Origin of the sequence: Streptomyces sp. NPDC052225, from assembly GCF_040679615.1 — a bacterium.
Classification (GTDB): domain Bacteria; phylum Actinomycetota; class Actinomycetes; order Streptomycetales; family Streptomycetaceae; genus Streptomyces.
The window spans coordinates 138,888-161,778 of the sequence record NZ_JBFAVD010000012.1; the positions used below are offsets into that span (position 1 = coordinate 138,888).

Genomic DNA, 22,891 nt, shown 5'->3' on the forward strand with positions numbered 1-22,891 from the left:
ACCCGATACCTGTAGAGCGGTAGGTTTCGTTATCTGGCCGTTATGAGGCGACGCCGGGGTGGCTCGTCGATGTCGTACGGTGACCGCATGAGCAGCACCAGAAGCGCCAGGAGCGGGGAACGGCGGACCGAGATCCTGCGGGCGACGCTCGAAGTGATCGCCGAGCGTGGGTACCGGGGCGCGAGCCTGGCGGCCGTCGCCGAGCGGGTGGGGCTCACCCAGCAGGGGCTGCTGCACCACTTCCCGACGAAGGAGGCGCTGCTCGTCGCCGTCCTGGAGGAGCGGGACCAGTGGGACGCGGTGCCGAACAGTCAGTGGCGCCTCGATCTGCTCGGCTCGCTGGTGGAGTACAACGCGATGCGGCCGGCGATCGTGCAGACGTTCTCGGCGCTGCTCGGGGAGTCGGTGACCGAGGAACACCCGGCGCGGGACTTCTTCACCCAGCGCTACGTCGGCGTACGGGAATCCATGGCCGAGGTGCTGCGCGCGGAGTACGGGGACCGGCTGCCCGGCGGGCTCACGCCCGAGCGGGCCGCGCCGCTGCTCGCGGCCGTGATGGACGGGCTCCAGTACCAGTGGCTGCTGGATCCGGAGGCCGTGGACATGCCCGCCGCCTTCCGCGACTTCCTGGAGCTGTTGGCGGGCGGCGCGCCGGACGCTACTGGTTCCAGGTGATCGCGAGGGCCTTGCTCAGCGCGCAGACCGCCGCGAAGACGGCCGCCCAGATGTAGGCGCCGGAGAGGGCCAGGGCGGCAACTCCCGCGCCGAACCAGAGCAGTTCGAAGGCGACGCGGGGTGCTCCGCTGGTCTTGTAGCGGGCTTTCGGGGAGCCGAAGAGGGACCAGGTCGTGATCATCGCGGCGAGGCCGGCCAGGCCCAGGAGCCAGGCTGCGGGGGGCGATACGTCCCGGGTGAAGCCGTAGGCGCCCACCGCGCCGAGGGCCACTAGTTCTGTGGCGAAGAGGACGCCCAGGTTTGCTGTTTTCACGGCGTCAGACCTCGCGGGGTTTCGTCTGCCCCATTGGCGTGGGGTGCCGGGTGCGGGTTCGTTGTGGCTGGGCGCGCAGTTCCCCGCGCCCCTGGCGGGGCACTCTCCTCCAGGTCGCGGACCATCAGCGTCGCTCCCGCCACCGCTCCCGGCATCAGGAACACCGCCACGAACGGGACCAGGAAAGAGACCGCGAGGGGTGCTCCGAAGCCCCAGGCCAGGCCCTTGCGGGTTCTCAACAGAGCGAGGCGGTCGCGGAGTTGGACGCCCCGGCGCTGGAGGGCCACCGCCGTGAGTTCCTCCGTCAGGAAGAAGCCCGTGACGAAGAAGCCGAGGACCGGGATGACCGTCTGGCCGGCGAAGGGGATGAAGCCGAGCGCGAAGAGGAGGACGCCCCACAGGGCCGCGCGGGCCAGGATGCGCAGGCTGTCGCGGGCCGAGATCCACAGTTCGCGCCAGAGCGGGAGGCCGGACTCGGGGGGCTCCTCGCCGCTCTCCGCCCGGTCGACCTCTTCGGACAGGGACTCGTAGAAGGGCTGGCCGATCAGGAGGGTCACGGCCGTGAACGTGAGGACCGCGAGCAGCAGGCCCAGGGCGAACAGGACCGCCGTCAGGAAGCCGCGGAACAGCCCCTGCCAGGGGGAGATCCAGCCGTCGGCGAACGGGGTCGACCAGGAGACGAGGTCGCCGCCCCAGACCGCGAGGCAGACCAGCGCCACCACGTACAGGACGAGGGTGATCAGGCCGGGCAGCAGGCTCCAGCCGTACCGCTTGCCGTGCTGGGCAACCCAGCGCTGCCCCTTCATCAAATAGCCGAAGCCCGCCCCGAGATCACGCATGGCGCAAACCTTACGGGACGGGCCCGACACCGAAAAAAGGTCAGACGGAAAGCGTGACCGTGATGTTGCCGCGGGTCGCCTTGGAGTACGGGCAGACCTGGTGGGCCTTCTCGATCAGCGACTTGGCGGTGGCCTCGTCCACGTTCGGGATCTTGGCCGAGATGTCGACGATGAGGCCGAAGCCCTCGTCGTTCTTGCCGATGCCGACGCTCGCGGTGACGGTCGAACCGGAGACGTCGGCGCCCTCCTGGCGGGCGACGACGGCGAGGGCGCCCTGGAAGCAGGCGCTGTAGCCGGCGGCGAAGAGCTGCTCGGGGTTGGTGCCCGCGCCCGAACCGCCCTGCTCCTTGGGCGGGTTGACGACGACGTCGAGCTTGCCGTCGTCGGTGGCGACGCGGCCGTCGCGGCCGTTCTCGGCGGTGGCTACGGCGGTGTAGACGACGTCGGACTGCGTGATGGCCATGACCGGCTCCCTCGTTCTCGCGTGACGATATTTTCGTTAGGCGGAACGAGGTTACCGAATCATGGAATCCTGCGAAGTGACCGGGGTCACTCCCCCAGCTTCACGACCATCTTTCCGGTGTTGTCGCCGCGCAGCACCCCGAGGAACGCCTCCAGGTTGTTCTCGATGCCCTCGACGACCGTCTCGCGGTACTTCAGCTCCCCGGAGCGGATCCAGGCACCGACCTCCTGCACGAACTGCGGCTGAAGGTCGTAGTGGTCGCCGACGAGGAAGCCCTCGATGCGGCCGCGGGTCTGGATGAGGCGGGAGAGGTTGCGCGGGCCGGGGGCCGGCTCCGTGTTGTTGTAGACGGAGATCGCGCCGCAGATGGCGATGCGGCCGTCGCGGTTCAGGCGCGCGATGGCGGCCTCCAGGTGGTCACCGCCCACGTTGTCGAAGTAGACGTCGACGCCGTCCGGGGCGGCCTGCTTCAGCTGCTCGTGGACGTCGCCGTTCTTGTAGTTGAACGCCGCGTCGAAGCCGTACTCCTCGATCAGGAGCTTGACCTTCTCGTCCGAGCCGGCCGAGCCGATGACGCGCGAGGCGCCCTTGAGCTTCGCGATCTGGCCGACCTGGCCGCCGACCGCACCGGCCGCGCCGGACACGAAGACGCTGTCGCCCTCCTTGAAGGCGAGGGTGCGCAGCAGGCCCGCGTACGCCGTGAGGCCGGTCATGCCGAGCACGCCGAGGTACGTGGACAGGGGCGCGGCCTCGGGGTCGACCTTCACGGCCTGCTTGGCGTCGAACGTCGCGTACTCGCGCCAGCCGAAGAAGTGCAGGACGTGGTCGCCGACCGCGACGCCCTCGTCGTCCGAGGCGATGACGACGCCGACGGCGCCGCCCTGCATGGCCTTGCCCAGCTCGTACGGGGCGACGTACGACTTCGCGGCGCTCATCCGGCCGCGCATGTACGGGTCGACGGAGACGTACAGGTTCTTGACCAGGACCTGGCCGGCGCCGGGCGCCTCGACGGGAACCTCGCGCAGCTCGAAGTCCTCGGGCTTCGGCCAGCCGACGGGGCGGCTGACCAGGGCCCACTCGCGGCCGGTGGCGGGGATCTGGGGGGTGTCGGCGGACATGCGCTGATCCTTCGTCGCAGAGGGCGGACTTCACGTGCCGCGGTGGGGAGGCGTCACGAAAAGTGTTTCAGTACGTGAAACAACCATGCTCCTGAATATTTCAGGATGTCAAGTATCTGGGTACCCTGAAGCACATGACCAGTACCCGCCCCCGCCGTACGGACGCCCTCACGCTCGAAGTCGTCGAGCTGATCGGCGCCGTCGTCGCTCGCTACCACCAGGAGTACGAGGAGGCCGCGGGGCGGCACGGCCTGACCGGCGCGCAGGCGCGGGTGCTCGGCCTGCTGGCCCTGGAGCCGCTGCCGATGCGGCAGATCGCCCAGCGCCTGAAGTGCGAGCCGTCGAACATCACGGGGATCGTGGACCGCCTTGAGGGGCGCGGGTTCGTGGAGCGGCGGCCGTCACCCGGGGACCGGCGTGTGAAGGTGGCCGCGCCGACTCCGGAGGGGCTCCAGGTGGCCGGGAGCCTGCGGGACTCGCTCGACTTCGCGCGCGAGCCGCTGGCCGGGCTCTCGCGCGAGGAGCGCGTGGTGTTCCGGGACATGCTGCGGCGGATGCTCGGGGTCGACTGACCCACGGCGTCACCGGGCTACGTGCACCACCACAGGAACCGGTCGCACGTGTGGGACGGTGACGGTTCGGGGGCCTGGGACGTCTCCGTCGGGCGCGGGGCCGAGCTGGTCGGCTGCGCCGTCGTCGGGGAGGCCTGGGGTGAAGTGGCCGTCGGGGACGCGGAGTTGACCGGGGTGTCCTTCTTCGTGGGCCGCGCGGACGGGGAGCTTTCGGTGCGGCTGGGCGTGGCGGACGCGGGCCGGGAAGCGGCCGCGCTCGACGCGTCCGGCGCCGTGGACGGGTCCGGGTCCACGGTGGCCGGGGACGCCGGGTCGCTGTCCGCCAGTTCTTCCGTGGCGTCCGGGGCCGCCCGCCTGTCGGCGCTGCCGGCCGACTCCGTGCCGAGTTCGGCGAGGCCGAGGCCGCCCGCCGCGAGGGCGAGCGCCGCCGTGGCGAGCAGGACCCGGCGTCTGCGTCTGCGGTGTGCCGTACGGGGGCGGCGCCGGCTGCGCGGGCCCGGCTCGCTCTCGGGCGGCGCCTGCGGCTCGTCGGCGCCCTCCTGCGCGGCGAGCGCCTCGGCGTACGCGCGCACGGCGTCGGCGGGGGTACCGCAGCCCGGGCAGGCCAGGGCGCCGTTGAGGTGCCTGCGGCACGGGTGGCAGTAGTCCATGACGTAGGGAGGCTAGGCGCCCCGCCGGTAACGGAAAAAGCCGGTGCTGTGAAACTTCTGTGCGGAAGAGTCCGTTCCGGCACCGTCTTGAGAAGCCTGTTTGGTGCAGACCCATTGACACTCCCCCAGGGCCGTCCTTACTGTCACGCCAGCATTTCGAACGTGTGACGAAATATCGAACAGCTCAGGGGGCAACTGCCTTGCGCATCACGGGAATCAGCACGCATGTGGTCGGGACTCCGTGGCGGAATCTGACCTACGTCCAGGTGCACACCGACGAGGGCATCACAGGCGTCGGCGAGACCCGGATGCTGGGCCACACCGACGCTCTCATCGGTTACTTGAACGAGGCCAAGGTCAACCACATTCTCGGCTCGGATCCGTTCGCCGTCGAGGACCTCGTCAAGCGGATGAAGTACGGCGACTACGGCCGCGCCGGCGAGATCGTCATGTCCGGCATCGCGGTGATCGAGATGGCCTGCTGGGACATCAAGGGCAAGGCCCTCGGCGTCCCGGTGTGGCAGCTGCTCGGCGGCAAGGTCACCGACAAGGTCAAGGCGTACGCCAACGGCTGGTACACCACGGAGCGGACGCCCGAGGCGTACCACAAGGCCGCGCGCACGGTCATGGAGCGCGGGTACAAGGCGCTGAAGATCGACCCGTTCGGGACCGGCCACTTCGAGCTCGACCACGAGCAGTCGCTGTACGCCGTCTCGCTGATCGAGGCCGTGCGCGACGCGATCGGCCCCGACGCGGAGCTGATGCTGGAGATGCACGGGCGCTTCTCGCCCGCGACGGCCGTCCGGCTCGCCCGTGACCTCGCGCCGTTCAAGCCCGCGTGGCTGGAGGAGCCGGTGCCGCCGGAGAACCTCAAGGCCCTGGAGAAGGTCGCCGCGAAGGTCGACATGCCGGTCGCCACCGGTGAGCGGATCCACGACCGGATCGAGTTCCGCGAGCTCTTCGAGAGCCAGGCCGTGGACATCATCCAGCCCGACGTCGGCCACATCGGCGGCATCTGGGAGACGCGCAAGCTCGCCGCCACGGCCGAGACGCACTACATGCTCGTCGCCCCGCACAACGTCGGCGGTCCCGTGCTCACCGCCGCCTCGCTCCAGGTCGGCTTCACCGCGCCGAACTTCAAGATCCTGGAACACTTCAACGACTTCGCCGACGCCGACATCAAGAAGGTCGTCAAGGGCGCCCCGAAGGTCGTCGACGGCTACTTCGAGCTGTCGCACGAGCCGGGTCTCGGTGTCGAGCTCGACGTCGACGCGGCGGCCGAGTTCCCGCAGCAGCAGGCCCGGTTCGACCTGTGGGCCGAGGGCTGGGAGAAGCGCGACCCGACGGGCGGCAAGAAGTGACCAGCGCGGTCGTCGTCGACTCTCCCGGGCAGCACCGGCTCGTCGCGCACGAGCCGGTGGCGCCCGGCGCCGGCGAGGCGCGGGTGCGGGTGCACGCCGTGGGCATCTGCGGTTCCGACCGCGAGGTGTACCAGGGCAATCGGCCCGAGGGATACGTGCGGTATCCGCTGACGCCCGGACACGAGTGGTCCGGTGTCGTGGACGCCGTGGGCGACGGGGTGCCCGCTTCGCTGGTGGGCCGCAAGGTCGTCGGCGAGGGCTTCCGCAACTGCCAGGTGTGCGACCGTTGCCACGCGGGCGAGACGACGCTGTGCACCGCCGGGTACGAGGAGACGGGCTTCACGCAGGCGGGGGCCATGGCGGCCACGCTGACGCTGCCGGCGCGGCTGTTGCACGTACTGCCGGACGACGCCGACCTGACGGCCGCCGCGCTGCTCGAACCGGCCGCGTGCATCGCGGCCGCGGCGATCAAGGCGCAGGCGCTGCCGGGTCAGCGGGTGGCCGTGGTCGGCACCGGGACGCTCGGGATGTTCGCCGTGCAGTTCCTCGCGGCGGGGTCGCCCTCCGAGCTGCTCGTGGTGGGCTCGCGGGACGAACGGGCCGCGCTGTCACGGCAGTTCGGGGCGACGGACTTCCGGCTGCGGAGCGACGAGCTGCCGGACGACTTCGACGTGGTGATCGAGACCGCCGGGTCGGCTTCGGCCGCGCGGACGGCCGCGTCGTTGCTGCGGCGGGGCGGGCGGCTCGTGCTGACCGGGATTCCGGCGGCCGGGGCGGACGGGCTCGACCCGACGGATCTCGTGGTGCGACAGCTCGAGGTGCAGACCGTGTTCGGGGCCGCGCCGGATGCGTGGGCCCATACGGTGCGGGTGTTCGGGGCGGGGTTGCTCGATCCGATGCCGCTGGTGACCCATGAGCTGCCGCTGGAGCGGTTCGCCGAGGCCATCGAGTTGGTGGGGGCCGGGGATCCGAAGGTGGGGAAGGTTTTGTTGCGGCCTTAGTTGTGCGCGGGGGGATTGCGCGGACCAACTCGCCGCAGGGACTGGCCTGTTGGGTCAGCTCGCGTAGGTTGTGGCTGGTCGCGCAGTTCTCCGCGCCCCTGACGGGGCGCTCTCATCCGAACCCTGTTCGAAATCTCGAACCACAATGAACGTAAGGACATTCGCGTGACCGACTCACCCCGCCTCCCCGGCGAACCCGCACTCTCCGCGCTCGGGTTGAGTGCGCCCGCGCTCGATCCGGCCGACACCTCCCCGCACGCGTTCCCCGACGGTGGCACCTGGCGCGTCGAGATTCCGTCCGTGGAAGGTCCCGAGGCCGTCGGGGTCGTGCTCAAGGAAGCCTCGCGGCTCGACGTGCCGATCCACCGGATCAGCCAGGGCAGCGGCGTCTGGATGCTGCGTGACACCGAGATCGTCGAGATGGTCGAGGCGACCGCCGAGCGCGACATCGAGCTGTGCCTGTTCACCGGACCGCGCGGCACCTGGGACACCGGCGCCTCCGTGCGCACCGACTCGCGCGGTGCGGGTCTGCGTGCCCGCGGGCACGACGCCGTCGCAGGATGCGTCGAAGACGCCGTCCGCGCAACGGAGTTGGGGGTGAAGTGCCTGCTGGTCGCCGACGAGGGCGTGCTGTGGACCCTGCACCGGGCGCGCAGCCAGGGCATCATCCCCGCCGACACCACGCTCAAGGTCTCGGCGCTCATCGGGCCCGTGAACCCGGCCGCGTACGCCGTCTACGAGCAGCTCGGCGCCGACTCCCTGAACGTGCCGAGCGACCTGACGCTCCAGCACCTCACCGAGATCCGGCGGGTCTCGGGCGCCCCGATGGACATGTATGTCGAGGCCCCGGACGACCTCGGCGGATATGTCCGGATGTACGAGATCGCGGAGCTCATCCGGCGCGGCGCACCGCTGTACCTGAAGTTCGGCCTCGCCAAGGCCCCCGCGATCTACCCCTACGGCGCCCATCTGCGCGATGTCACCCTCGACACCGCGCGCGAGCGAGTGCGCCGCGGACGGCTTGCGATCGACCTCCTCGAGCGGCACGGTGCCGGCGCCGGCATGTCGCCCCTCGGGTCCCGGCTGCCGGGTGATCTCAAGCGCTTCGACACGGCCCAATAACGTTCCGGAAACACAACTTCCCAGATCCGCACAAGGCCGCGCAGAATCCGACGCATCTCTACTCGGTCAACCTCCGCTCCTCACCAGCGACTTCGCACCGCCGACCGAGCTCTGCACCCACACATCAAGGATGATGACCATGCGAAACCGCCGAGCCGCTCTCGCAGCGATAGCCGCCACCGCCTCCCTCGCCCTGACCCTGACCGCCTGCGGCCAGGACAGCGAGGGCGGCAAGGAGGACAGCAAGAAGAAGGCCGAAGGATCGACCGTCGGCATCGCGATGCCGACGAAGTCCTCGGAGCGCTGGATCGCCGACGGCAACAACGTCGTGAAGTCCCTGAAGGCCAAGGGCTACAAGACCAAGCTCGTCTTCGGCGAGGACGACCCCGACCAGCAGGTCTCGCAGATCGAGAACATGATCACGCAGGGCGTCTCCGCGCTGATCGTCGCCGCGATCGACAACAAGTCGCTCAGCTCGGTGCTCCAGCAGGCCGCCGACGCGAACATCCCCGTCATCGCGTACGACCGCCTCATCCTCGACTCGAAGAACGTCAGCTACTACGCGACGTTCGACAACGAGAAGGTCGGCGAGCTCCAGGCCGGTTCGCTGGTCACCAAGCTCGGCCTCGACAAGGGCAAGAAGGGCCCGTTCAACCTCGAGCTGTTCGCCGGCTCGAACGACGACAACAACACCAAGTACTTCTTCAACGGCGCGATGAAGACGCTCCAGCCGTACATCGACAAGAAGCAGCTCGTCGTCAAGTCCGGGCAGACCAAGCTCAACCAGGTCACCACGCTGCGCTGGGACGGTGCCACCGCCCAGAAGCGCATGGACGACATCCTGACCTCGACGTACAAGGGCAGCACCCGCGTGGACGCGGTGCTCTCCCCGTACGACGGCATCTCCATCGGCATCCTCTCCGCCCTGAAGTCGGACGGCTACGGCTCCAAGTCGAAGCCGCTGCCGGCCGTCTCGGGCCAGGACGCCGAGGTCGCCTCGGTGAAGTCGATCATCGCGGACCAGCAGTACTCGACCGTCTACAAGGACACCCGCGAGCTCGCCAAGGTCGCGGTGACCATGGTCGACGACGTGCTGCACGACAAGAAGCCCGCGGTCAACGACACCAAGACGTACGACAACGGCGCCAAGGTCGTCCCCTCGTACCTCCTCAAGCCCGTCCTGGTCACCAAGGACAACTACGAGAAGGAACTCGTCGACGGCGGTTACTACAAGAAGTCCGACCTGGGCCTGTAAGTAACCCTGACCGACCACTAGTTGAAGGGCACGACCATGGCGGGACCCGTCCTGGAAATGCGCTCGATCGTCAAGACCTTTCCCGGTGTCAAAGCGCTCTCGGACGTCACGCTGACAGTACGTCAGGGCGAGGTCCACGCCATCTGCGGTGAGAACGGCGCCGGAAAGTCCACCTTGATGAAGGTGCTCTCCGGCGTCCATCCGCACGGCACGTACGAGGGAGAGATCCTCTTCGAGGGCAACCCCTGCGAGTTCAAGGACATCAACGCGTCCGAGAAGCGCGGGATCGTGATCATCCACCAGGAGCTGGCCCTCGTGCCGTTCCTGTCGATCGCCGAGAACATGTTCCTCGGCAACGAGCACGCCACGCGCGGGATGATCGACTGGCGCGAGACCCTGCGGCACGCCACCCGGCAGCTTCGCCGGGTGGGCCTGTCGGAGAACCCCAACACCCGGATCGCCGACATCGGTGTCGGCAAGCAGCAGCTCGTGGAGATCGCCAAGGCGCTCGCCAAGGACGTGAAACTGCTGATCCTGGACGAGCCGACCGCGTCGCTGAACGACGAGGACTCCGGCAAACTCCTGGACCTGATCCTGGAGTTGAAGGAACAGGGCATCACCTCGATCATCATCTCCCACAAGCTCAACGAGATCCGCCGCGTCGCCGACTCGGTGACGATCCTGCGCGACGGCCGCACCATCGAGACCCTCGACGTGCACGCCGAGGAGACCAGCGAGGACCGGATCATCTCCGGCATGGTCGGCCGCGACCTGGAGCACCGCTTCCCGGAGCGCACCCCGCACAAGCCCGAGAAGGGCGCGGCGCCGGCCCTGGAGATCCGCAACTGGACCGTGCACCACCCCATCGACCGCGAGCGCAAGGTCGTCGACGACGTCTCGCTGCACGTACGGCGCGGCGAGATCGTCGGCATCGCGGGCCTGATGGGCGCGGGCCGCACCGAACTCGCGATGAGCGTCTTCGGGCGGACCTACGGCCGGTACGCGGGCGGCAGCGTCCTCAAGGACGGCAAGGAGATCCGTACGAAGTCGGTCCCCGAGGCCATCGGGCACGGCATCGCCTACGCCACCGAGGACCGCAAGCACTACGGGCTCAACCTCATCGACACCATCAACCGCAACATCTCGATGGCGGCGCTCGGCAAGGTCTCCAAGCGAGGTGTGGTCGACGAGCACGGCGAGCGTCAGGTCGCCGAGGAGTACCGCACGTCGATGAACATCAAGGCCCCGACGGTCTTCGAACCGGCGGGCAAGCTGTCGGGCGGCAACCAGCAGAAGGTCGTCCTCAGCAAGTGGATCTTCGCGGGCCCCGAGGTGCTCATCCTCGACGAGCCGACCCGCGGGATCGACGTCGGTGCCAAGTACGAGATCTACACGGTCATCGACAAGCTGGCCGCCGAGGGGAAGGCGGTCGTCTTCATCTCGTCCGAGCTGCCCGAGCTGCTCGGCATGTGCGACCGCATCTACACGATGAGCGCGGGACGGCTGACCGGTGAGGTCACCCGCGCGGAGGCGACGCAGGAGTCCCTGATGCGCCTGATGACCAAGGACAAGAACGGGACAGAAGAGGTAACACGATGAGCACGGACGTGATGGACAAGTCCCCGGCGCCCGCGCCGCCGGGCAAGGGCGGGGCCACCGCCGAAGGCGGACTGCTGCGTCTCGTGCTCGACGGGATGCGCCGCAACATGCGCCAGTACGGCATGCTGCTCGCCCTCGGCCTGCTCGTGGTCGTCTTCGCCATCTGGACCGACGGCGACCTGATCCTGCCGCGCAACGTCTCCAACCTGGTGCTGCAGAACAGCTACATCCTGATCCTCGCGATCGGCATGATGCTGGTGATCATCGCCGGGCACATCGACCTGTCGGTCGGATCGCTGACCGCGTTCGTCGGGTCGACGGCCGCCGTCCTCATGGTCAGTCATGACGTGGCCTGGCCGATCGCTTCGATCATCTGCCTCGTGATGGGCGCCGCCGCCGGAGCCATCCAGGGCTGGCTGATCGCGTACGGAGGAATACCCTCCTTCATCGTGACCCTCGCGGGCATGCTGGTGTGGCGCGGTCTCACCGAGATCCTGCTCAAGGGCCAGACGCTCGGCCCGTTCCCCGAGGGCCTCGGCAAGCTCGGCAACGGCTTCCTGCCGGAGGTCGGCCCGAACACCAACTACCACAACCTGACCCTGCTGCTCGGCATCGTGCTCGCCGCCGCCGTCGTCATCCAGGAACTGCGCGACCGGCGCCGCCAGCAGGAGTTCGCGCTCGAACTGCCGCCGTTCAACCTGTTCGTCCTGAAGCTGATCGCGATCATCGCCGCCATCGCCGTGGTGACGATGCTCCTCGCCAGCTACAAGGGCGCCCCGATCGTCCTGCTCATCCTCGGTGTCCTGGTCGTCGGCTACGGCTACCTGATGCGCAACTCGATCTTCGGCCGCCACATCTACGCCATCGGCGGCAACCTGCCGGCGGCGAAGCTGTCCGGTGTGAAGGACAAGAAGGTCTCCTTCTACGTCTTCCTGAACATGGGCGTGCTCGCGGCCCTGGCGGGTCTGGTCGTGGCCGCCCGCCTGAACGCGGCCTCGCCGAAGGCCGGCCTCAACTTCGAACTCGAGGCCATCGCCGCGTCGTTCATCGGCGGCGCGTCCATGAGCGGCGGTGTCGGCACCGTCCTCGGCGCGATCATCGGCGGTCTCGTCCTCGGCGTGCTGAACAACGGCATGAACCTGCTCGGCGTCGGCTCCGACTGGCAGTCGGTGATCAAGGGTCTCGCCCTGCTCGCCGCGGTCGGCTTCGACGTCTGGAACAAGCGCCGCGTCGGTTCGTAGACCGCTCGCCCGCGACAGCTCTTTCGTTCCACCAGAGTCGCAACTCGCAAGTCGCACGTCATCAGGCACAACTCCCAAGCTAGGAGCGTCAGATGGACACGACCAGACGTACGGTGCTCGCGGCGGCCGCTGCCGCGGGCATCGCCGCCACCACCACGGTCGGGGGCACGGCACACGCCGCCGCGTCAGGAAGGAAGCCGGTGAAGGAGCCCTTCGGCAAGCTCGCCGACGGCACGAAGATCTACCGCTGGTCCCTGGAGAACGGCGGCACCCGCCTGAAGGTCCTCTCCTACGGCGGCATCGTGCAGTCCCTGGAGATACCCGACCGGCACGGCCGGTACAAGAACGTGTCCCTCGGCTACGACAACATCGAGGACTACGTCGCGGGCACCACGTTCTTCGGTGCCACCATCGGCCGCTACGGCAACCGCATCGCGAACGGCCGCTTCACGCTCGACGGAAAGACGTACCAGCTCTCCGTGAACGACGGGGTCAACTCCCTGCACGGCGGCGCCAAGGGCTTCAACACGCGGGTGTGGGACGTGGAGGGCTTCACCTCCGGTTCCGACGTCGGCCTGAAGATGCACTACACGTCGGTCGACGGCGAGATGGGCTACCCCGGCACGCTGCGCACCACGGTCACGTACACGCTGACCAGGCACGGCGACTGGCGGATCGACTACGAGGCCACGACGGACAAGGCGACCGTCGTGAACCTCACCAACCACACCTACTACAACCTGGCGGGTGAGGGCAGCGGCGGCATCTACGACCACGAGCTGACCCTCGACGCCTCGCGCTACACGCCCACCGACTCGGGGCTCATCCCGACCGGTGAGCTGGCGAAGGTCGCGGGCACCCCGTTCGACTTCCGCAAGGCGAAGCCGATCGGCCGCGACATCCGCATCGCGCACCCGCAGCTGGTCACGGCCAAGGGCTTCGACCACAACTGGGTGCTCGACAAGGGGATCACGGCGAAGCCCGTGCACTTCGCGACGCTGCGCGACCCGTCCTCGGGCCGCACCCTGAAGATCGCCACCGATCAGCCGGCCGTGCAGTTCTACTCGGGCAACTTCCTCGACGGCACGCTGACCGGGCCGTCCGGGCACACCTACCGGCAGGGCGACGGCCTCTGCCTGGAGACGCAGCACTTCCCGGACTCGCCGAACCACCCGTCGTTCCCGTCGACGGTGCTCCGCCCCGGTCAGACCTACCGGACGACGACGGTGCACTCCTTCAGCGCCTGACGGCTGCAACAAACCCCCGGCCCCGCCCTGTGACGACCACGGGCGGGGCCGGTGTCTTGTGCGCTCCGCGTTCCCATCTGGCCCTCCTGAGGCTTCAGCTGACGCTCAGCAGCCGTACGTCCACGACTCTCGCCGGCGCGACGACGGCGAGCCTCGCGGGCCCGGGCGTGGTGACGCCGACGCTGCTCGGGAGCGCGGCGGGCGGGGTGGAGGTGCGGGCCTCGACGCCGTTGTGCGTGGAGTAGACGACGTAGCCGCCGGCGGGCCTGACCATCGACGGATCGTGCACCGAGATGTCGCCGGCGAGGGCGCCGGAGCCGGGGTAGGCGGCGTTCGCGCTGCCGGGGATCAGGGCGAAGGCGGCTGCCGCGGCGGCGGCGGGGAGCAGATACCGCTTGCGCAGGGCGTGCCGGGCGCGCGCGGTGTTTTCCGCCCCGCGCGTTGAACGCGGCCCCACTCGCCCGCGTACTCCTGGGCACCCCACATCACCTGTCCGGTACGACACATAGGGAGGGAGGCGGCAGCGGCAGGCCGGGGCCCGCAGCGGCCCCGGCCGCACGACGCGTCCTACGGGTTGCGCCAGGCGGCCGGGTCGGCGGCCAACTCCCGTACCGCCACCGGGAGTTCATCGTGGGCGATGTCGGCGAGGGTGACGCCCTCCAGGATCTTGCGGACGTTGGCCCGCAGCGCCACCCACAGCGGGAGCAGCGGCTGGGCCGGGCCCGTGTAGGCGAGCGCGCTGGGCCGCTCGCCGCGCACCGAGACGATGGGCCCCTCGACGGCCCGTACGACATCGGCGACGGTGATGTCGGTTGCGTCCCTGGCCAGCAGGTAGCCGCCGTTGCCGCCGCGCCTGCTGACGACGATGCCGCCGCGCCGCAGGTCGCCGAGGATGCCCTCAAGGAACTTGTGCGGGATCTCCTGCGCGGCGGAGATCGCCTCCGTCTTGACCGGTTCGCCGCTCGCGCGCACGGCGAGCTCCAGGGCGGCGCGGACCGCGTAGTCGGCTCGGGCTGAAATCCTCATGGGGCCATTGTCGGGGACGGCTCCGGCTCCTCGACCGGGACGTCGGAGGCAGTCGTACGGGTACGAGCACGGGTGCGCAAGGTCACGACGACGCCGACGGCGGCGACCGCCAGGCAGACCAGGACCAGCGGCGTCCCGGACATGCCCCACATGGCGAGCCCGGAGCCGGTGAGCAGCACGACGAGGGCCCAGCGCAGCGCGGGCCCGGAGACCCGGGTGGAGAGCAGGGCGCCGGCGAGGACACCGGGAACGGCGCCGACGAGCAGCGTCCCGGTGAGCCCGAGGGACACGTCCCCGACGAGGAAGTGGCCGAGGGCTGCGGCGCCGACCAGCGGGACGGCCTGGACGAGGTCGGTGCCGACCAGGTGGTTGGCCTTGAGCCGGGGGTGGGCGAGCATCAGCATGACGATGATCAGGGACCCGGAGCCGACCGAGGTCATCCCGACGACGAGCCCGCCGACGAGTCCGATCAGCAGCGTGGCCACCGGCCTGACCCGCACGTCGGCGTCCTCGGCGGCATCCGTGCCGAGCCCCCGGCGCCGGTCGAGCCACATCCGGGCGAGCATCCCGGTCACGGCGAGCAGCAGGGCGCCGCCGATGACGTACTTCACCCGCGTCTGGAGTTCCTCCCCGTCCCCGAAGGCCTGGAGCAGCAGGGCCCCGCCGAAGGCCGCGGGCATGGCGGTGGGCAGCAGCCACCGCACGATGTCCCACCGGATGGTCCCGGCCTTCTGGTGCACGGCGGCGCCGAACGGCTTCATGAACAGCGAGGTGGCCAGGTCACTGCCGATGGCGGCGGTCGGGTTGACCCCGAAGAACATGACCATGATCGGGGTCATCAGGGCGCCACCGCCCATACCGGTGAGACCCACCGCGAGCCCGACGAGGGCCCCGGCGACGACGATCGTCCAGGAGAAGTCCATGGCGACCACTGTGCCTACATTCCCTATGGGAAAGGTATGGAAGCAGGCCATCATCTCGCGTGCTGGACACAGGAGACGCGCAGAGACGCACGGAGAGGGACAGGGACGGGCCGCGGCGTGCAAGCCGCGGCCCGTCCCCGTACCGGTCGGGGTCAGCCGGTGAAGCCGCTCACACCCTGCGGCGTGCCGAGGCCGGTCGGGCCGTCGTAGCCGGAGCCCGCGGTGCACAGGTAGCTGCCGGAGCAGCTCCCGTTGGACCCGGAGGTGACGTCGTTGAGGGCCGAACCGGCCGCGCTGTACGGGAACTTCGCCGGGTAGGAGCCGGACGACGGGGTGCCGCCCAGGGCGTAGACGCTCGCGATGATCGGCGAGGAGGCGCTGGTGCCGCCGAAGGTGTACCAGCCCGCGGTGATGCCGTACGAGTCGTAGACCGAGACGCCCGTGGCCGGGTCGGCGACCGCGGAGACGTCGGAGACGGTCCGCTTCGCGCAGCCGGTGTCCTTCTGCCAGGACGGCTTGGCGTCGTACGCGGAGCAGCCCGATCCGGTGCCCTCGGTGCTGCTGGTGGACCACACGGACTCGGTCCAGCCGCGGGTGTTCGACGCCTTGGACAGTGCGGTGCCGCCGACGGAGGTGACGTACTGGGAGGCCGCCGGGTACTCGGCGCCGTAGCCGCTGTCACCGGCGCTGACGGTGATGGCGACGCCCGGGTGGTTGAAGTACGTCGAGTCGTACGTCGCGTCCGAGGAGGACTCGCCGCCGCCGTAGCTGTTGGACACGTACTTGGCGCCCAGCTTGACGGCCGTGTTCACGGCGGTGCCGAGGTTGCCCATCGTCGCGGACTTGGCCTCGACGAGCAGGATGTGGCAGTTCGGGCAGGTCGCGCTCACCATGTCGAGGTCGAGCGAGATCTCCTCGGCCCAGCCGGTGTCGGCGCGCGGCAGGGTGCTGGTGCCGGTCTGGCCGACCTTCTTGAAGCAGCCGTTGGCCGTGGTGCAGGCCGGAAGGCCGTAGTTCGAGCGGTACTTGGCGAGGTCGGCCTCGGCGTTCGGGTCGTCGTAGGCGTCGACGATGGCGACCGTGGCGCCGGAGCCGTTGGACGCCGCGGCGGAGGTCAGGCCGTAGGCGGCCTGGATGTCACTGGGCCCGTAGCCGGACGGGGTCGAGGCGTCGGCGGCGTTCGGAGCCTTGTGGCCGGCCTTGGCGCGCTGCATGCCGAAGGCGGTGACGCCGCCGGTCACGCGCTTCGCGTGGCAGGCCATCTCGCCTGCCTTGCCGGGGGTGGCGCAGGCGTTCGTCCATGTGACGTGGGGAGTTGCCGCCGTCGCCACGGGGGCGGTGGCCGCGCCCGCCTGGCCCGCGAGGCCGAATCCGGCGAGGACGAGACCGGTGGCGCCGGCGAGGGCGGCGGATATGCGACGCCGTCTGTGGGGGTGTGGGTCACGCAAGGTGGTGCCTCCTGAGAAGGGTGGACAGGGGCAGTGCGAGTGACGTGCGACCGCCGGTGCGGTGTCCCCGGCGGTCGCGAGTGATCTTCACCTTGTCGCGCTCACTTCAACAAGAGGCGGACGGGAGTCCAGGCCTCCGCTTTACCGATCCCGTCCCCCTGGACTACCAGTAGTTGGACGGTAGTTGACTGTTGTCACAGCTCTTTCATGGACTACGCCGTCCCGCGGGGCTCCGCTCACGCCAGCCGGATCACGTTCCACGACAGCGGCTCGAGGGTCGCCTTGAGCGTGCCGTCCTCGATCGTCGTGCCCGGGGCCGCCGCGTGCGGGGCCACGCGCTCGGGGTCGGCGGACGTGTTGCGGGCGTCCGGGTCGGCGTCGGCGAGGACCGAGTGCTCGGCGACCGTCGTCAGGTCCAGGGCGCTCAGGGTGACTTCGAGCGGCAGCGCCTCCGTCTGGCTGCGGTTGACCGCGAAGACGGTGACCGTGCCGTCCTCGGCGCGGACGGCCGTGGCGTGCAGGAGGTCCGCGGTGCCGTGGCGCTTGGTGTCGTAGGTCGGGCCCGAGACGCGGACGTCGAGGACCTCGCCCCGGCCGTACTTGGCCGCGGCCGCGAACGGGAAGAACGTGGTCTGGCGCCAGGCGGCACCGCCGGGCTCGGTCATGATCGGGGCGATGACGTTGACGAGCTGGGCGAGGCAGGCGACCGTGACGCGGTCCGCATGGCGCAGCAGCGCGATCAGGAGCGAGCCGAAGACGACCGCGTCGGTGACGGAGTAGACGTCCTCCAGGAGGCGGGGCGCCTCCGGCCAGTCCAGGGCCGAGACCTCGGCGTCCGTGCGGGACATGTACCAGACGTTCCACTCGTCGAAGGAGAGGTTGATCTTCTTCTTCGACTTGAGGCGGGCGCCCACGTGGTCGCAGGTCGCGACGACGTTCTCGATGAACGACTCCATGTCCACCGCCGAGGCGAGGAACGAGTCGCGGTCGCCGTCGTGCTCCTCGTAGTAGGCGTGCAGGGAGATGTAGTCGACGAGGTCGTAGGTCTCCTGGAGGACCGTCGCCTCCCACTCGGCGAACGTGTCCATGCCCTGGCCCGACGACCCGCACGCGACGAGTTCGACGTCCTTGTCTATCTGGCGCATCGCGCGGGCCGTCTCGGCCGCCAGCCGCCCGTACTCCTCGGCCGTCTTGTGGCCGGTCTGCCAGGGGCCGTCCATCTCGTTGCCCAGGCACCACAGCTTGATGCCGAAGGGGTCCTTGTCGCCGTGCGCGATGCGCAGGTCCGAGAGGGCCGTGCCCTGCGGGTGGTTCGCGTACTCCTGGAGTTCGATGGCCTCGGCGACGCCGCGCGTGCCGAGGTTGACCGCCATCATCGGCTCGGCCTGCGGGCCGACCTTCTTGAGGAACGCGATGTACTCGGACAGGCCGAAGCGGTTCGACTCGGTGGTGCGCCAGGCGAGGTCGAGGCGCTTGGGGCGCTCCTCGACGGGGCCGACCGAGTCCTCCCACTTGTAGCCGGAGACGAAGTTGCCGCCGGGGTAGCGGATGGCCGTGACGCCCAGTTCCCGGACCAGTTCGAGGACGTCCGTGCGCAGCCCCGCCTCGTCGGCCGTCGGGTGGCCCGGCTCGAAGATTCCGGTGTAGACGCAGCGGCCGAGGTGTTCCACGAACGAGCCGAACAGGCGCGGGTCGACCGTGCCGACGGTGAAGGCGGGGTCGAGGGCGAAGCGGGCGGTACGAGTCATGAAGGACTGCCTCTGTGGTGGTGTGTCGGTAACTTCGTTCGGTATTACGGACGTTGGTCGGACCTGCGGACAAACCGTAAGGCGGGTGCGAACCATCGTCAATGCCTCGCACCCGCCCCCGCAGCCGGCGGACCATGTCGTCAGGACACGGTCGGCCAGCCGTCCTTGCCCCAACTCAGCTCATTGAGCCCGAGCTTGGGTGTGCCGTTGTCCTCGGCGTCGTAGTAGTGGTACGCGAGGACGTCGCGCCCCTTGTCCTTGAACACGGACTCCCCGCCCGTGCCGACGAACCGGCCGTGCCCGGCGAGCAGCAGCGAACCGCCGCCCTCCAGAAGGGGCTTGTCGTCCTTGTCGACGTACGGGCCCGTCACGGACGCCGAGCGGCCGATGCGGATCTTGTACGTGGAGTTCACGCCGGAGCAGCAGGCGTCGTACGAGGCGAGGAGGTAGTAGTAGCGGCCGTGCTTGACGACCGCCGGACCCTCGACGGCGTACGGGGCGTCGGGGCGGGTGGCGAGGTGGTGGACGGTCGCGCCCTCGATCGCCTTGCCCGTCTGCGGGTCGAGCTCGACCATGCGGATGCCGGTCCAGTACGAGCCGAAGGACATCCAGAGCCTGCCGCCGGCGCGGACGATGCCGGGGTCGATGGCGTTCCAGGCGTCCGTCTTCTCGGAGGAGAAGACCTTGCCGTGGTCCGTCCACGTGCCGGGCAGGCCCGAGTCAGAGGTCGCGACGCCGATCGCCGAGTGGTTCGTGCCCCAGGACGAAACGGCGTAGTAGAGCCAGTACTTACCGTCGCGGTACGAGATGTCCGGGGCCCACGGGTCGCCGGTGGAGTTGTACTCGTACCACCAACTCGGGGGCGTGGCGAAGGCGTTGCCCTCGTCGGACCAGTCGACGCGGTCCGACGAGAGGCGGGCGCCGATGATCCCGCCGGTGGAGTAGGCGACGTATCCCTTGCCGTCCTTGAGCTTGATGACGGTCGGGTCGTGGATGATCTGCTGGCCGGTGACGGCCTGCGGGTCGGGGTAACTCCCGGCCGCCTGAGCCGTGTTGGGCAGGAGGGCGAGCGCGGTCGCCCCGGCCGCGGCGACGGCGAATCTCCGGATGCTCACTGTCCCGCCAATCCCGTGTGGGCGACGCCCGCCACGATCTGCCGCTGGAAGAAGATGAAGACGATGATGAGCGGCAGGCCGGCCATCAGGCCGCCGGCCATGAGCTGGGCCCACTGGATGCCGTAGGAGTTCATGACGGTCGCGATGCCGTTCGGCATCGTCATCAGGTCGGGGTTGTTGGTGACCATGTACGGCCACAGGAAGTTGTTCCACGACGCGATGAAGGTGAAGATGCCGACCGCCGCGAGGGAGGGGCGGGCGAGCGGGACCACGATGGTGAAGAAGACCCGCCAGCGGCCCGCGCCGTCGATGAACGCGGCCTCCTCCAGCTCGCGCGGGATGCCCTGGAAGAACTTGTAGAGGATGTAGACCATGGCGGCGGGCGCGCACTGCGGCAGGATCATGCCCCAGTACGTGTCGACCATCCCCATCTGCTGGACCGTGGTGAACAGCGGGACGCCGAGCACCGCCGGGGAGACCATGAGGCCGGCCATGACGACGCCCATCAGGACGTTCTTGCCCTTGAACTCCGTGCGGGCGAAGCCGTATCCGGCGAGCGCGGCGACGGTCAGGACGATCGCGGTGACGCAGACGGAGACGACCAGCGAGTTCACGAACCAGTTGGAGACGTTGCCGGTCTCCCACAGCGCCTTCCACGCCTGGACCGTCCACACCTTCGGCAGCCAGTGCGGCGGGATCTCGGCCGCTTCCGCCTCGGACTTGAGCGAGGTGAACAGGGCCGCGGCGATCGGCGCGAGGAAGACGGCGGAGACGGCGACGCCGAGCAGGGTGAGGACGATCTGGCTGGGCGTCCAGGGCTTGCGGGCCTTGGTGCGTATGACGGCGGGGCTGGTCATCGGGTGCCCTCCTCACGGTTGCGCAGCAGCACCATCCGCCCGAGGGCGACGGCCGCGATGATCACGAAGAAGATGATGGACATCGCGGAGGCGTAGCCCACGCGGTAGCTGGTGAAGCCCTGTTCGAGGGTGTACTGCACGAACGAGCGGGTGGAGAGCTCGGGGCCCGGGCTGAAGTCCATCATCACGACCGCCTGGTCGAAGAGCTGGAGCGAGGCGAGGATCTGGAGCGCGATGACGAGGCCCGTGATGTTGCGGAGCATCGGCAGGGTGATGTGGACCATGCGGTGCCAGGCGTTGGCGCCGTCCAGCTTCGCGGCCTCGTAGAGGTGCCCCGGGATGCCCTGGAGCGCGGCGAGGTAGAGCAGGAAGGAGAAGCCGACCGTCCACCACAGGGTCGTGATGACGATGGCGAACATCGCGTACGACTTGTCGGTCAGCCAGGGCGTCTCGATGCCGAGCGTGTGGTTGAACAGGCCGATGCCCTGCGTGAACAGCCACTGCCACATGTTGGCCGCGACCGTCGACGGCAGCAGGAACGGGGCGAAGAAGCACAGCCGCCACAGCCACTTCGCACGCTCGATGTGGTGCGCGAGCATCGCGAGCAGGAACGCGAGGAGCGTGATGCACGGGACGACGAGGAGCGTGAAGTAGGCGCTGTGCCCGAGCGCGTCCCACATCGCCTGGTCGTGCAGCGCCTCGCGGTAGTTGTCGAGGCCGACGAAGCTCGCGCCCTCGCCGGAGATGTTGGCGTCCGTGAAGCTGAGGTAGACGCCGCGCAGCAGCGGCCAGATCACGAACAGCGCGAACAGGGCCAGGAAGGGGGCGACGAACCAGCCCCCGTGCTGGAATCCCTGCCTGCGGCGGACGGTGGCGCTCACGGCCGCGCTCCTGGCGCGCGACGGGGCGATGACGGGCCCAGCACTGGTCGTCGTCATGCGACCGCACCTCCCTGCGCGGCGGTCTTGCCGTCCATCGGATTCTTCGAGGCGAGGAGCTTGCCCAGCTCCTTCTTCATGCGCGCGCCGACGGCGGCCGGCTTGGCCGAGCCCATCGTCGAGGAGACGACCATCGGGCCGAGGTCCTGGGCGAGGACGCCGGTGGAGCCCGCGAACCACACCTTCGGCTCGGTGGCCTGGTGGTCCATGGCGCTCACGTACTCGTTCTGCGGGGTGAGCTTCTTGTACGCGGGCGTCGACAGGTTCGGCGTGTACGCGGGGATGTGACCGCCGGCCGCCCACTGGAGGGCGTGCTTGACGACGTACGCGGCGAGTTCGTGCGCGCCCTCGTTGGTGGCGCCGCCTCGGTTTCCCTGGTGCGGCAGGACGAAGGAGTGCGACTCGGCGTGCGTGGCCTTCTTGCCGAAGACGGGCGGCAGCGGGATGGCGCCGTAGTCCAGCTCGGCGCCGGAGAAGACGGGCACCGACCAGTTGCCCTCCCAGGTGAAGGGGGCGCCGTTGATGAACTGTTCGCCGGTGGGCGCGCCCGGGATGACATAGCCGTCCGTGACGTGCCGGCGCAGGAACTCCAGGACCTGGGTGGCCTTGTCGGCGTCGAAGAGGACCTCGGTGCGCTCGTCGTTGAACCACTCGCCGCCGAGCTGGGTGTAGAAGGCGACGAAGAACCACCACTGGAAGTTCTGGTCGTTGGTCCACAGGCCGATGGTCTGCAAGCCCTTCTTCTGGACCTTCTTGGCCTTCTTCAGCACGTCGAACCAGTCACCGGTGGAGGTGACCTCGATCATCCGTCCGTCGGCGTCGAGCAGGCCGGCCTTCTTCAGGACGTCCTTGCGGTAGTAGCAGAGCTGTACGTGGATATCGAGCGGCAGCGCGTAGAGCTTGCCGTCGATCACACCGCGGTTCCACAGCTCGGGGTTGTAGTCCTCCTTGCGCACGCCGTACTTGGCGAGGAGGTTCATGTCCCAGGGGTCGAGGAGTCGGCCCGGCGAGAAGCCCGCGACCCTGCCCAGGTGCATCACGCCGAGCTCGGGCGCGCGGTTGCCCGCGGCCGCCATGGCGAGTTTCGTGTAGAAGGGGTTGCCCCACTGAAGGGTCGAGTCCTTCACGTCGATGTCCGGATGCTCCTTACGGAAGGAGTCCAGCATCGCGATCATGTTCGCGCCGTCGCCGCCGCTGAAGAGGTTCCAGTAGCGCACTCGGGTGTCCGCGTCGGAGGCGAGCGCGTCGGCTCCGGAGCCGAGCGCCGCGAAGCCGAAGCTCCCGGCGACGGTCAACCCGCCTATCCCGCCAAGGATTTGCCTGCGACTCAGGCCAGGTCGTCCCATGCCCTGCCCTTACTGTTTCGAGGTGAGTGTTCGA

General features: G+C 69.2%; 23 protein-coding genes. 9 read left to right on the forward strand and 14 right to left on the reverse strand.

The genetic code is table 11. From position 1 onward, the window contains the following. The first annotated feature begins 69 nt into the window (after window positions 1-69). Window positions 70-675, forward strand: coding sequence for a TetR/AcrR family transcriptional regulator (locus tag AB0L37_RS19585; RefSeq protein ID WP_365506564.1), 606 nt, complete (start codon window positions 70-72; stop codon window positions 673-675). On the opposite strand, the gene AB0L37_RS19590 is transcribed toward AB0L37_RS19585, so the two are convergent. From AB0L37_RS19590 to AB0L37_RS19605, 4 genes are all read right to left on the reverse strand, one after another. Further along, a complete protein-coding gene (locus AB0L37_RS19590; RefSeq protein WP_365506566.1) occupies window positions 659-988 on the reverse strand; it encodes a YrdB family protein in 330 nt (109 codons plus the stop codon). The two genes, AB0L37_RS19585 and AB0L37_RS19590, sit on opposite strands and share 17 nt — an antisense overlap. Continuing rightward, window positions 985-1,827, reverse strand: coding sequence for an EI24 domain-containing protein (locus tag AB0L37_RS19595; RefSeq protein WP_365506569.1), 843 nt, complete (start codon window positions 1,825-1,827; stop codon window positions 985-987). The genes AB0L37_RS19590 and AB0L37_RS19595 overlap by 4 nt, the downstream gene beginning before the upstream one ends. Before the next feature lie 40 nt (window positions 1,828-1,867). Continuing rightward, a complete protein-coding gene (locus AB0L37_RS19600; RefSeq protein WP_365506572.1) occupies window positions 1,868-2,290 on the reverse strand; it encodes an organic hydroperoxide resistance protein in 423 nt (140 codons plus the stop codon). An 86-nt stretch (window positions 2,291-2,376) separates the two neighbouring features. After that, window positions 2,377-3,408, reverse strand: a complete 1,032-nt coding sequence (locus tag AB0L37_RS19605) for an NADP-dependent oxidoreductase (protein ID WP_365506575.1) — start codon at window positions 3,406-3,408, stop codon at window positions 2,377-2,379. 134 nt (window positions 3,409-3,542) lie between these two features. On the opposite strand from AB0L37_RS19605, the gene AB0L37_RS19610 reads away from it, so the two are divergent. Further along, the gene (locus AB0L37_RS19610) at window positions 3,543-3,980 is read left to right on the forward strand and encodes a MarR family transcriptional regulator (protein WP_365506578.1); all 438 of its coding nucleotides are present in this window, start codon (window positions 3,543-3,545) and stop codon (window positions 3,978-3,980) included. 17 nt (window positions 3,981-3,997) lie between these two features. On the opposite strand, the gene AB0L37_RS19615 is transcribed toward AB0L37_RS19610, so the two are convergent. After that, a complete protein-coding gene (locus tag AB0L37_RS19615) occupies window positions 3,998-4,630 on the reverse strand; it encodes a hypothetical protein (protein ID WP_365506581.1) in 633 nt (210 codons plus the stop codon). Between the two features lie 200 nt (window positions 4,631-4,830). On the opposite strand from AB0L37_RS19615, the gene AB0L37_RS19620 reads away from it, so the two are divergent. The 7 genes from AB0L37_RS19620 to AB0L37_RS19650 all read left to right on the forward strand — a co-directional run bounded on the left by AB0L37_RS19620 (window position 4,831) and on the right by AB0L37_RS19650 (window position 13,456). Beyond that, a complete protein-coding gene (locus AB0L37_RS19620) occupies window positions 4,831-5,991 on the forward strand; it encodes a mandelate racemase/muconate lactonizing enzyme family protein (protein ID WP_365506584.1) in 1,161 nt (386 codons plus the stop codon). After that, window positions 5,988-6,992 (forward strand): alcohol dehydrogenase catalytic domain-containing protein, encoded by a 1,005-nt coding sequence (locus AB0L37_RS19625; RefSeq protein WP_365506586.1) that lies wholly within the window; start codon window positions 5,988-5,990, stop codon window positions 6,990-6,992. Before AB0L37_RS19620 ends, AB0L37_RS19625 begins: the two co-directional genes overlap by 4 nt. Before the next feature lie 165 nt (window positions 6,993-7,157). Continuing rightward, on the forward strand, window positions 7,158-8,114 hold the full coding sequence (locus AB0L37_RS19630; protein ID WP_365506588.1) for a hypothetical protein: 957 nt from the start codon (window positions 7,158-7,160) through the stop codon (window positions 8,112-8,114). Window positions 8,115-8,253: 139 nt separating this feature from the next. After that, window positions 8,254-9,369, forward strand: coding sequence for a multiple monosaccharide ABC transporter substrate-binding protein (gene chvE, locus AB0L37_RS19635; protein ID WP_365506591.1), 1,116 nt, complete (start codon window positions 8,254-8,256; stop codon window positions 9,367-9,369). Between the two features lie 36 nt (window positions 9,370-9,405). Next, a complete protein-coding gene (gene mmsA, locus AB0L37_RS19640; RefSeq protein WP_365506593.1) occupies window positions 9,406-10,968 on the forward strand; it encodes a multiple monosaccharide ABC transporter ATP-binding protein in 1,563 nt (520 codons plus the stop codon). Then, a complete protein-coding gene (gene mmsB, locus AB0L37_RS19645; protein ID WP_365506596.1) occupies window positions 10,965-12,209 on the forward strand; it encodes a multiple monosaccharide ABC transporter permease in 1,245 nt (414 codons plus the stop codon). Before mmsA ends, mmsB begins: the two co-directional genes overlap by 4 nt. Window positions 12,210-12,301: 92 nt before the next feature. Beyond that, on the forward strand, window positions 12,302-13,456 hold the full coding sequence (locus AB0L37_RS19650) for an aldose epimerase family protein (RefSeq protein WP_365506599.1): 1,155 nt from the start codon (window positions 12,302-12,304) through the stop codon (window positions 13,454-13,456). Window positions 13,457-13,550: 94 nt separating this feature from the next. On the opposite strand, the gene AB0L37_RS19655 is transcribed toward AB0L37_RS19650, so the two are convergent. From AB0L37_RS19655 to AB0L37_RS19695, 9 genes are all read right to left on the reverse strand, one after another. Beyond that, window positions 13,551-13,913, reverse strand: a complete 363-nt coding sequence (locus AB0L37_RS19655; RefSeq protein ID WP_365506602.1) for a hypothetical protein — start codon at window positions 13,911-13,913, stop codon at window positions 13,551-13,553. Between the two features lie 110 nt (window positions 13,914-14,023). After that, window positions 14,024-14,482, reverse strand: coding sequence for an Rrf2 family transcriptional regulator (locus AB0L37_RS19660; protein WP_365506605.1), 459 nt, complete (start codon window positions 14,480-14,482; stop codon window positions 14,024-14,026). Further along, entirely contained in the window at window positions 14,479-15,405 is a 927-nt protein-coding gene (locus tag AB0L37_RS19665; RefSeq protein ID WP_365506608.1) for a sulfite exporter TauE/SafE family protein, read from the reverse strand. The genes AB0L37_RS19660 and AB0L37_RS19665 overlap by 4 nt, the downstream gene beginning before the upstream one ends. Window positions 15,406-15,557: 152 nt before the next feature. Further along, complete coding sequence (locus AB0L37_RS19670; protein ID WP_365506822.1) at window positions 15,558-16,820, reverse strand: S53 family peptidase; 1,263 nt, start codon at window positions 16,818-16,820, stop codon at window positions 15,558-15,560. 269 nt (window positions 16,821-17,089) lie between these two features. Then, window positions 17,090-18,601 (reverse strand): alpha-N-arabinofuranosidase, encoded by a 1,512-nt coding sequence (locus tag AB0L37_RS19675; protein ID WP_365506611.1) that lies wholly within the window; start codon window positions 18,599-18,601, stop codon window positions 17,090-17,092. Window positions 18,602-18,741: 140 nt separating this feature from the next. After that, window positions 18,742-19,710, reverse strand: coding sequence for an arabinan endo-1,5-alpha-L-arabinosidase (locus AB0L37_RS19680; RefSeq protein ID WP_365506825.1), 969 nt, complete (start codon window positions 19,708-19,710; stop codon window positions 18,742-18,744). Window positions 19,711-19,712: 2 nt separating this feature from the next. Further along, window positions 19,713-20,573, reverse strand: a complete 861-nt coding sequence (locus AB0L37_RS19685; RefSeq protein WP_365506613.1) for a carbohydrate ABC transporter permease — start codon at window positions 20,571-20,573, stop codon at window positions 19,713-19,715. Continuing rightward, complete coding sequence (locus AB0L37_RS19690) at window positions 20,570-21,511, reverse strand: sugar ABC transporter permease (RefSeq protein WP_365506616.1); 942 nt, start codon at window positions 21,509-21,511, stop codon at window positions 20,570-20,572. Before AB0L37_RS19690 ends, AB0L37_RS19685 begins: the two co-directional genes overlap by 4 nt. Next, window positions 21,508-22,857 carry an extracellular solute-binding protein gene (locus AB0L37_RS19695; RefSeq protein ID WP_365506620.1) on the reverse strand — a complete coding sequence of 450 codons (1,350 nt, stop codon included), beginning with the start codon at window positions 22,855-22,857 and terminating at the stop codon, window positions 21,508-21,510. The genes AB0L37_RS19690 and AB0L37_RS19695 overlap by 4 nt, the downstream gene beginning before the upstream one ends. Between the last annotated feature and the right edge of the window lie 34 nt (window positions 22,858-22,891).

Coding starts and splice junctions, on each gene's coding strand:
- AB0L37_RS19585 (WP_365506564.1), top strand. CDS start 70: ATGTCGTACGGTGACCGCATGAGCAGCACCAGAAGCGCCAGGAGCGGG.
- AB0L37_RS19595 (WP_365506569.1), bottom strand. CDS start 1,827: ATGCGTGATCTCGGGGCGGGCTTCGGCTATTTGATGAAGGGGCAGCGC.
- AB0L37_RS19600 (WP_365506572.1), bottom strand. CDS start 2,290: ATGGCCATCACGCAGTCCGACGTCGTCTACACCGCCGTAGCCACCGCC.
- AB0L37_RS19605 (WP_365506575.1), bottom strand. CDS start 3,408: ATGTCCGCCGACACCCCCCAGATCCCCGCCACCGGCCGCGAGTGGGCC.
- AB0L37_RS19610 (WP_365506578.1), top strand. CDS start 3,543: ATGACCAGTACCCGCCCCCGCCGTACGGACGCCCTCACGCTCGAAGTC.
- AB0L37_RS19615 (WP_365506581.1), bottom strand. CDS start 4,630: ATGGACTACTGCCACCCGTGCCGCAGGCACCTCAACGGCGCCCTGGCC.
- chvE (WP_365506591.1), top strand. CDS start 8,254: ATGCGAAACCGCCGAGCCGCTCTCGCAGCGATAGCCGCCACCGCCTCC.
- mmsA (WP_365506593.1), top strand. CDS start 9,406: ATGGCGGGACCCGTCCTGGAAATGCGCTCGATCGTCAAGACCTTTCCC.
- mmsB (WP_365506596.1), top strand. CDS start 10,965: ATGAGCACGGACGTGATGGACAAGTCCCCGGCGCCCGCGCCGCCGGGC.
- AB0L37_RS19650 (WP_365506599.1), top strand. CDS start 12,302: ATGGACACGACCAGACGTACGGTGCTCGCGGCGGCCGCTGCCGCGGGC.
- AB0L37_RS19660 (WP_365506605.1), bottom strand. CDS start 14,482: ATGAGGATTTCAGCCCGAGCCGACTACGCGGTCCGCGCCGCCCTGGAG.
- AB0L37_RS19665 (WP_365506608.1), bottom strand. CDS start 15,405: ATGGACTTCTCCTGGACGATCGTCGTCGCCGGGGCCCTCGTCGGGCTC.
- AB0L37_RS19675 (WP_365506611.1), bottom strand. CDS start 18,601: ATGACTCGTACCGCCCGCTTCGCCCTCGACCCCGCCTTCACCGTCGGC.
- AB0L37_RS19685 (WP_365506613.1), bottom strand. CDS start 20,573: ATGACCAGCCCCGCCGTCATACGCACCAAGGCCCGCAAGCCCTGGACG.
- AB0L37_RS19690 (WP_365506616.1), bottom strand. CDS start 21,511: ATGACGACGACCAGTGCTGGGCCCGTCATCGCCCCGTCGCGCGCCAGG.
- AB0L37_RS19695 (WP_365506620.1), bottom strand. CDS start 22,857: ATGGGACGACCTGGCCTGAGTCGCAGGCAAATCCTTGGCGGGATAGGC.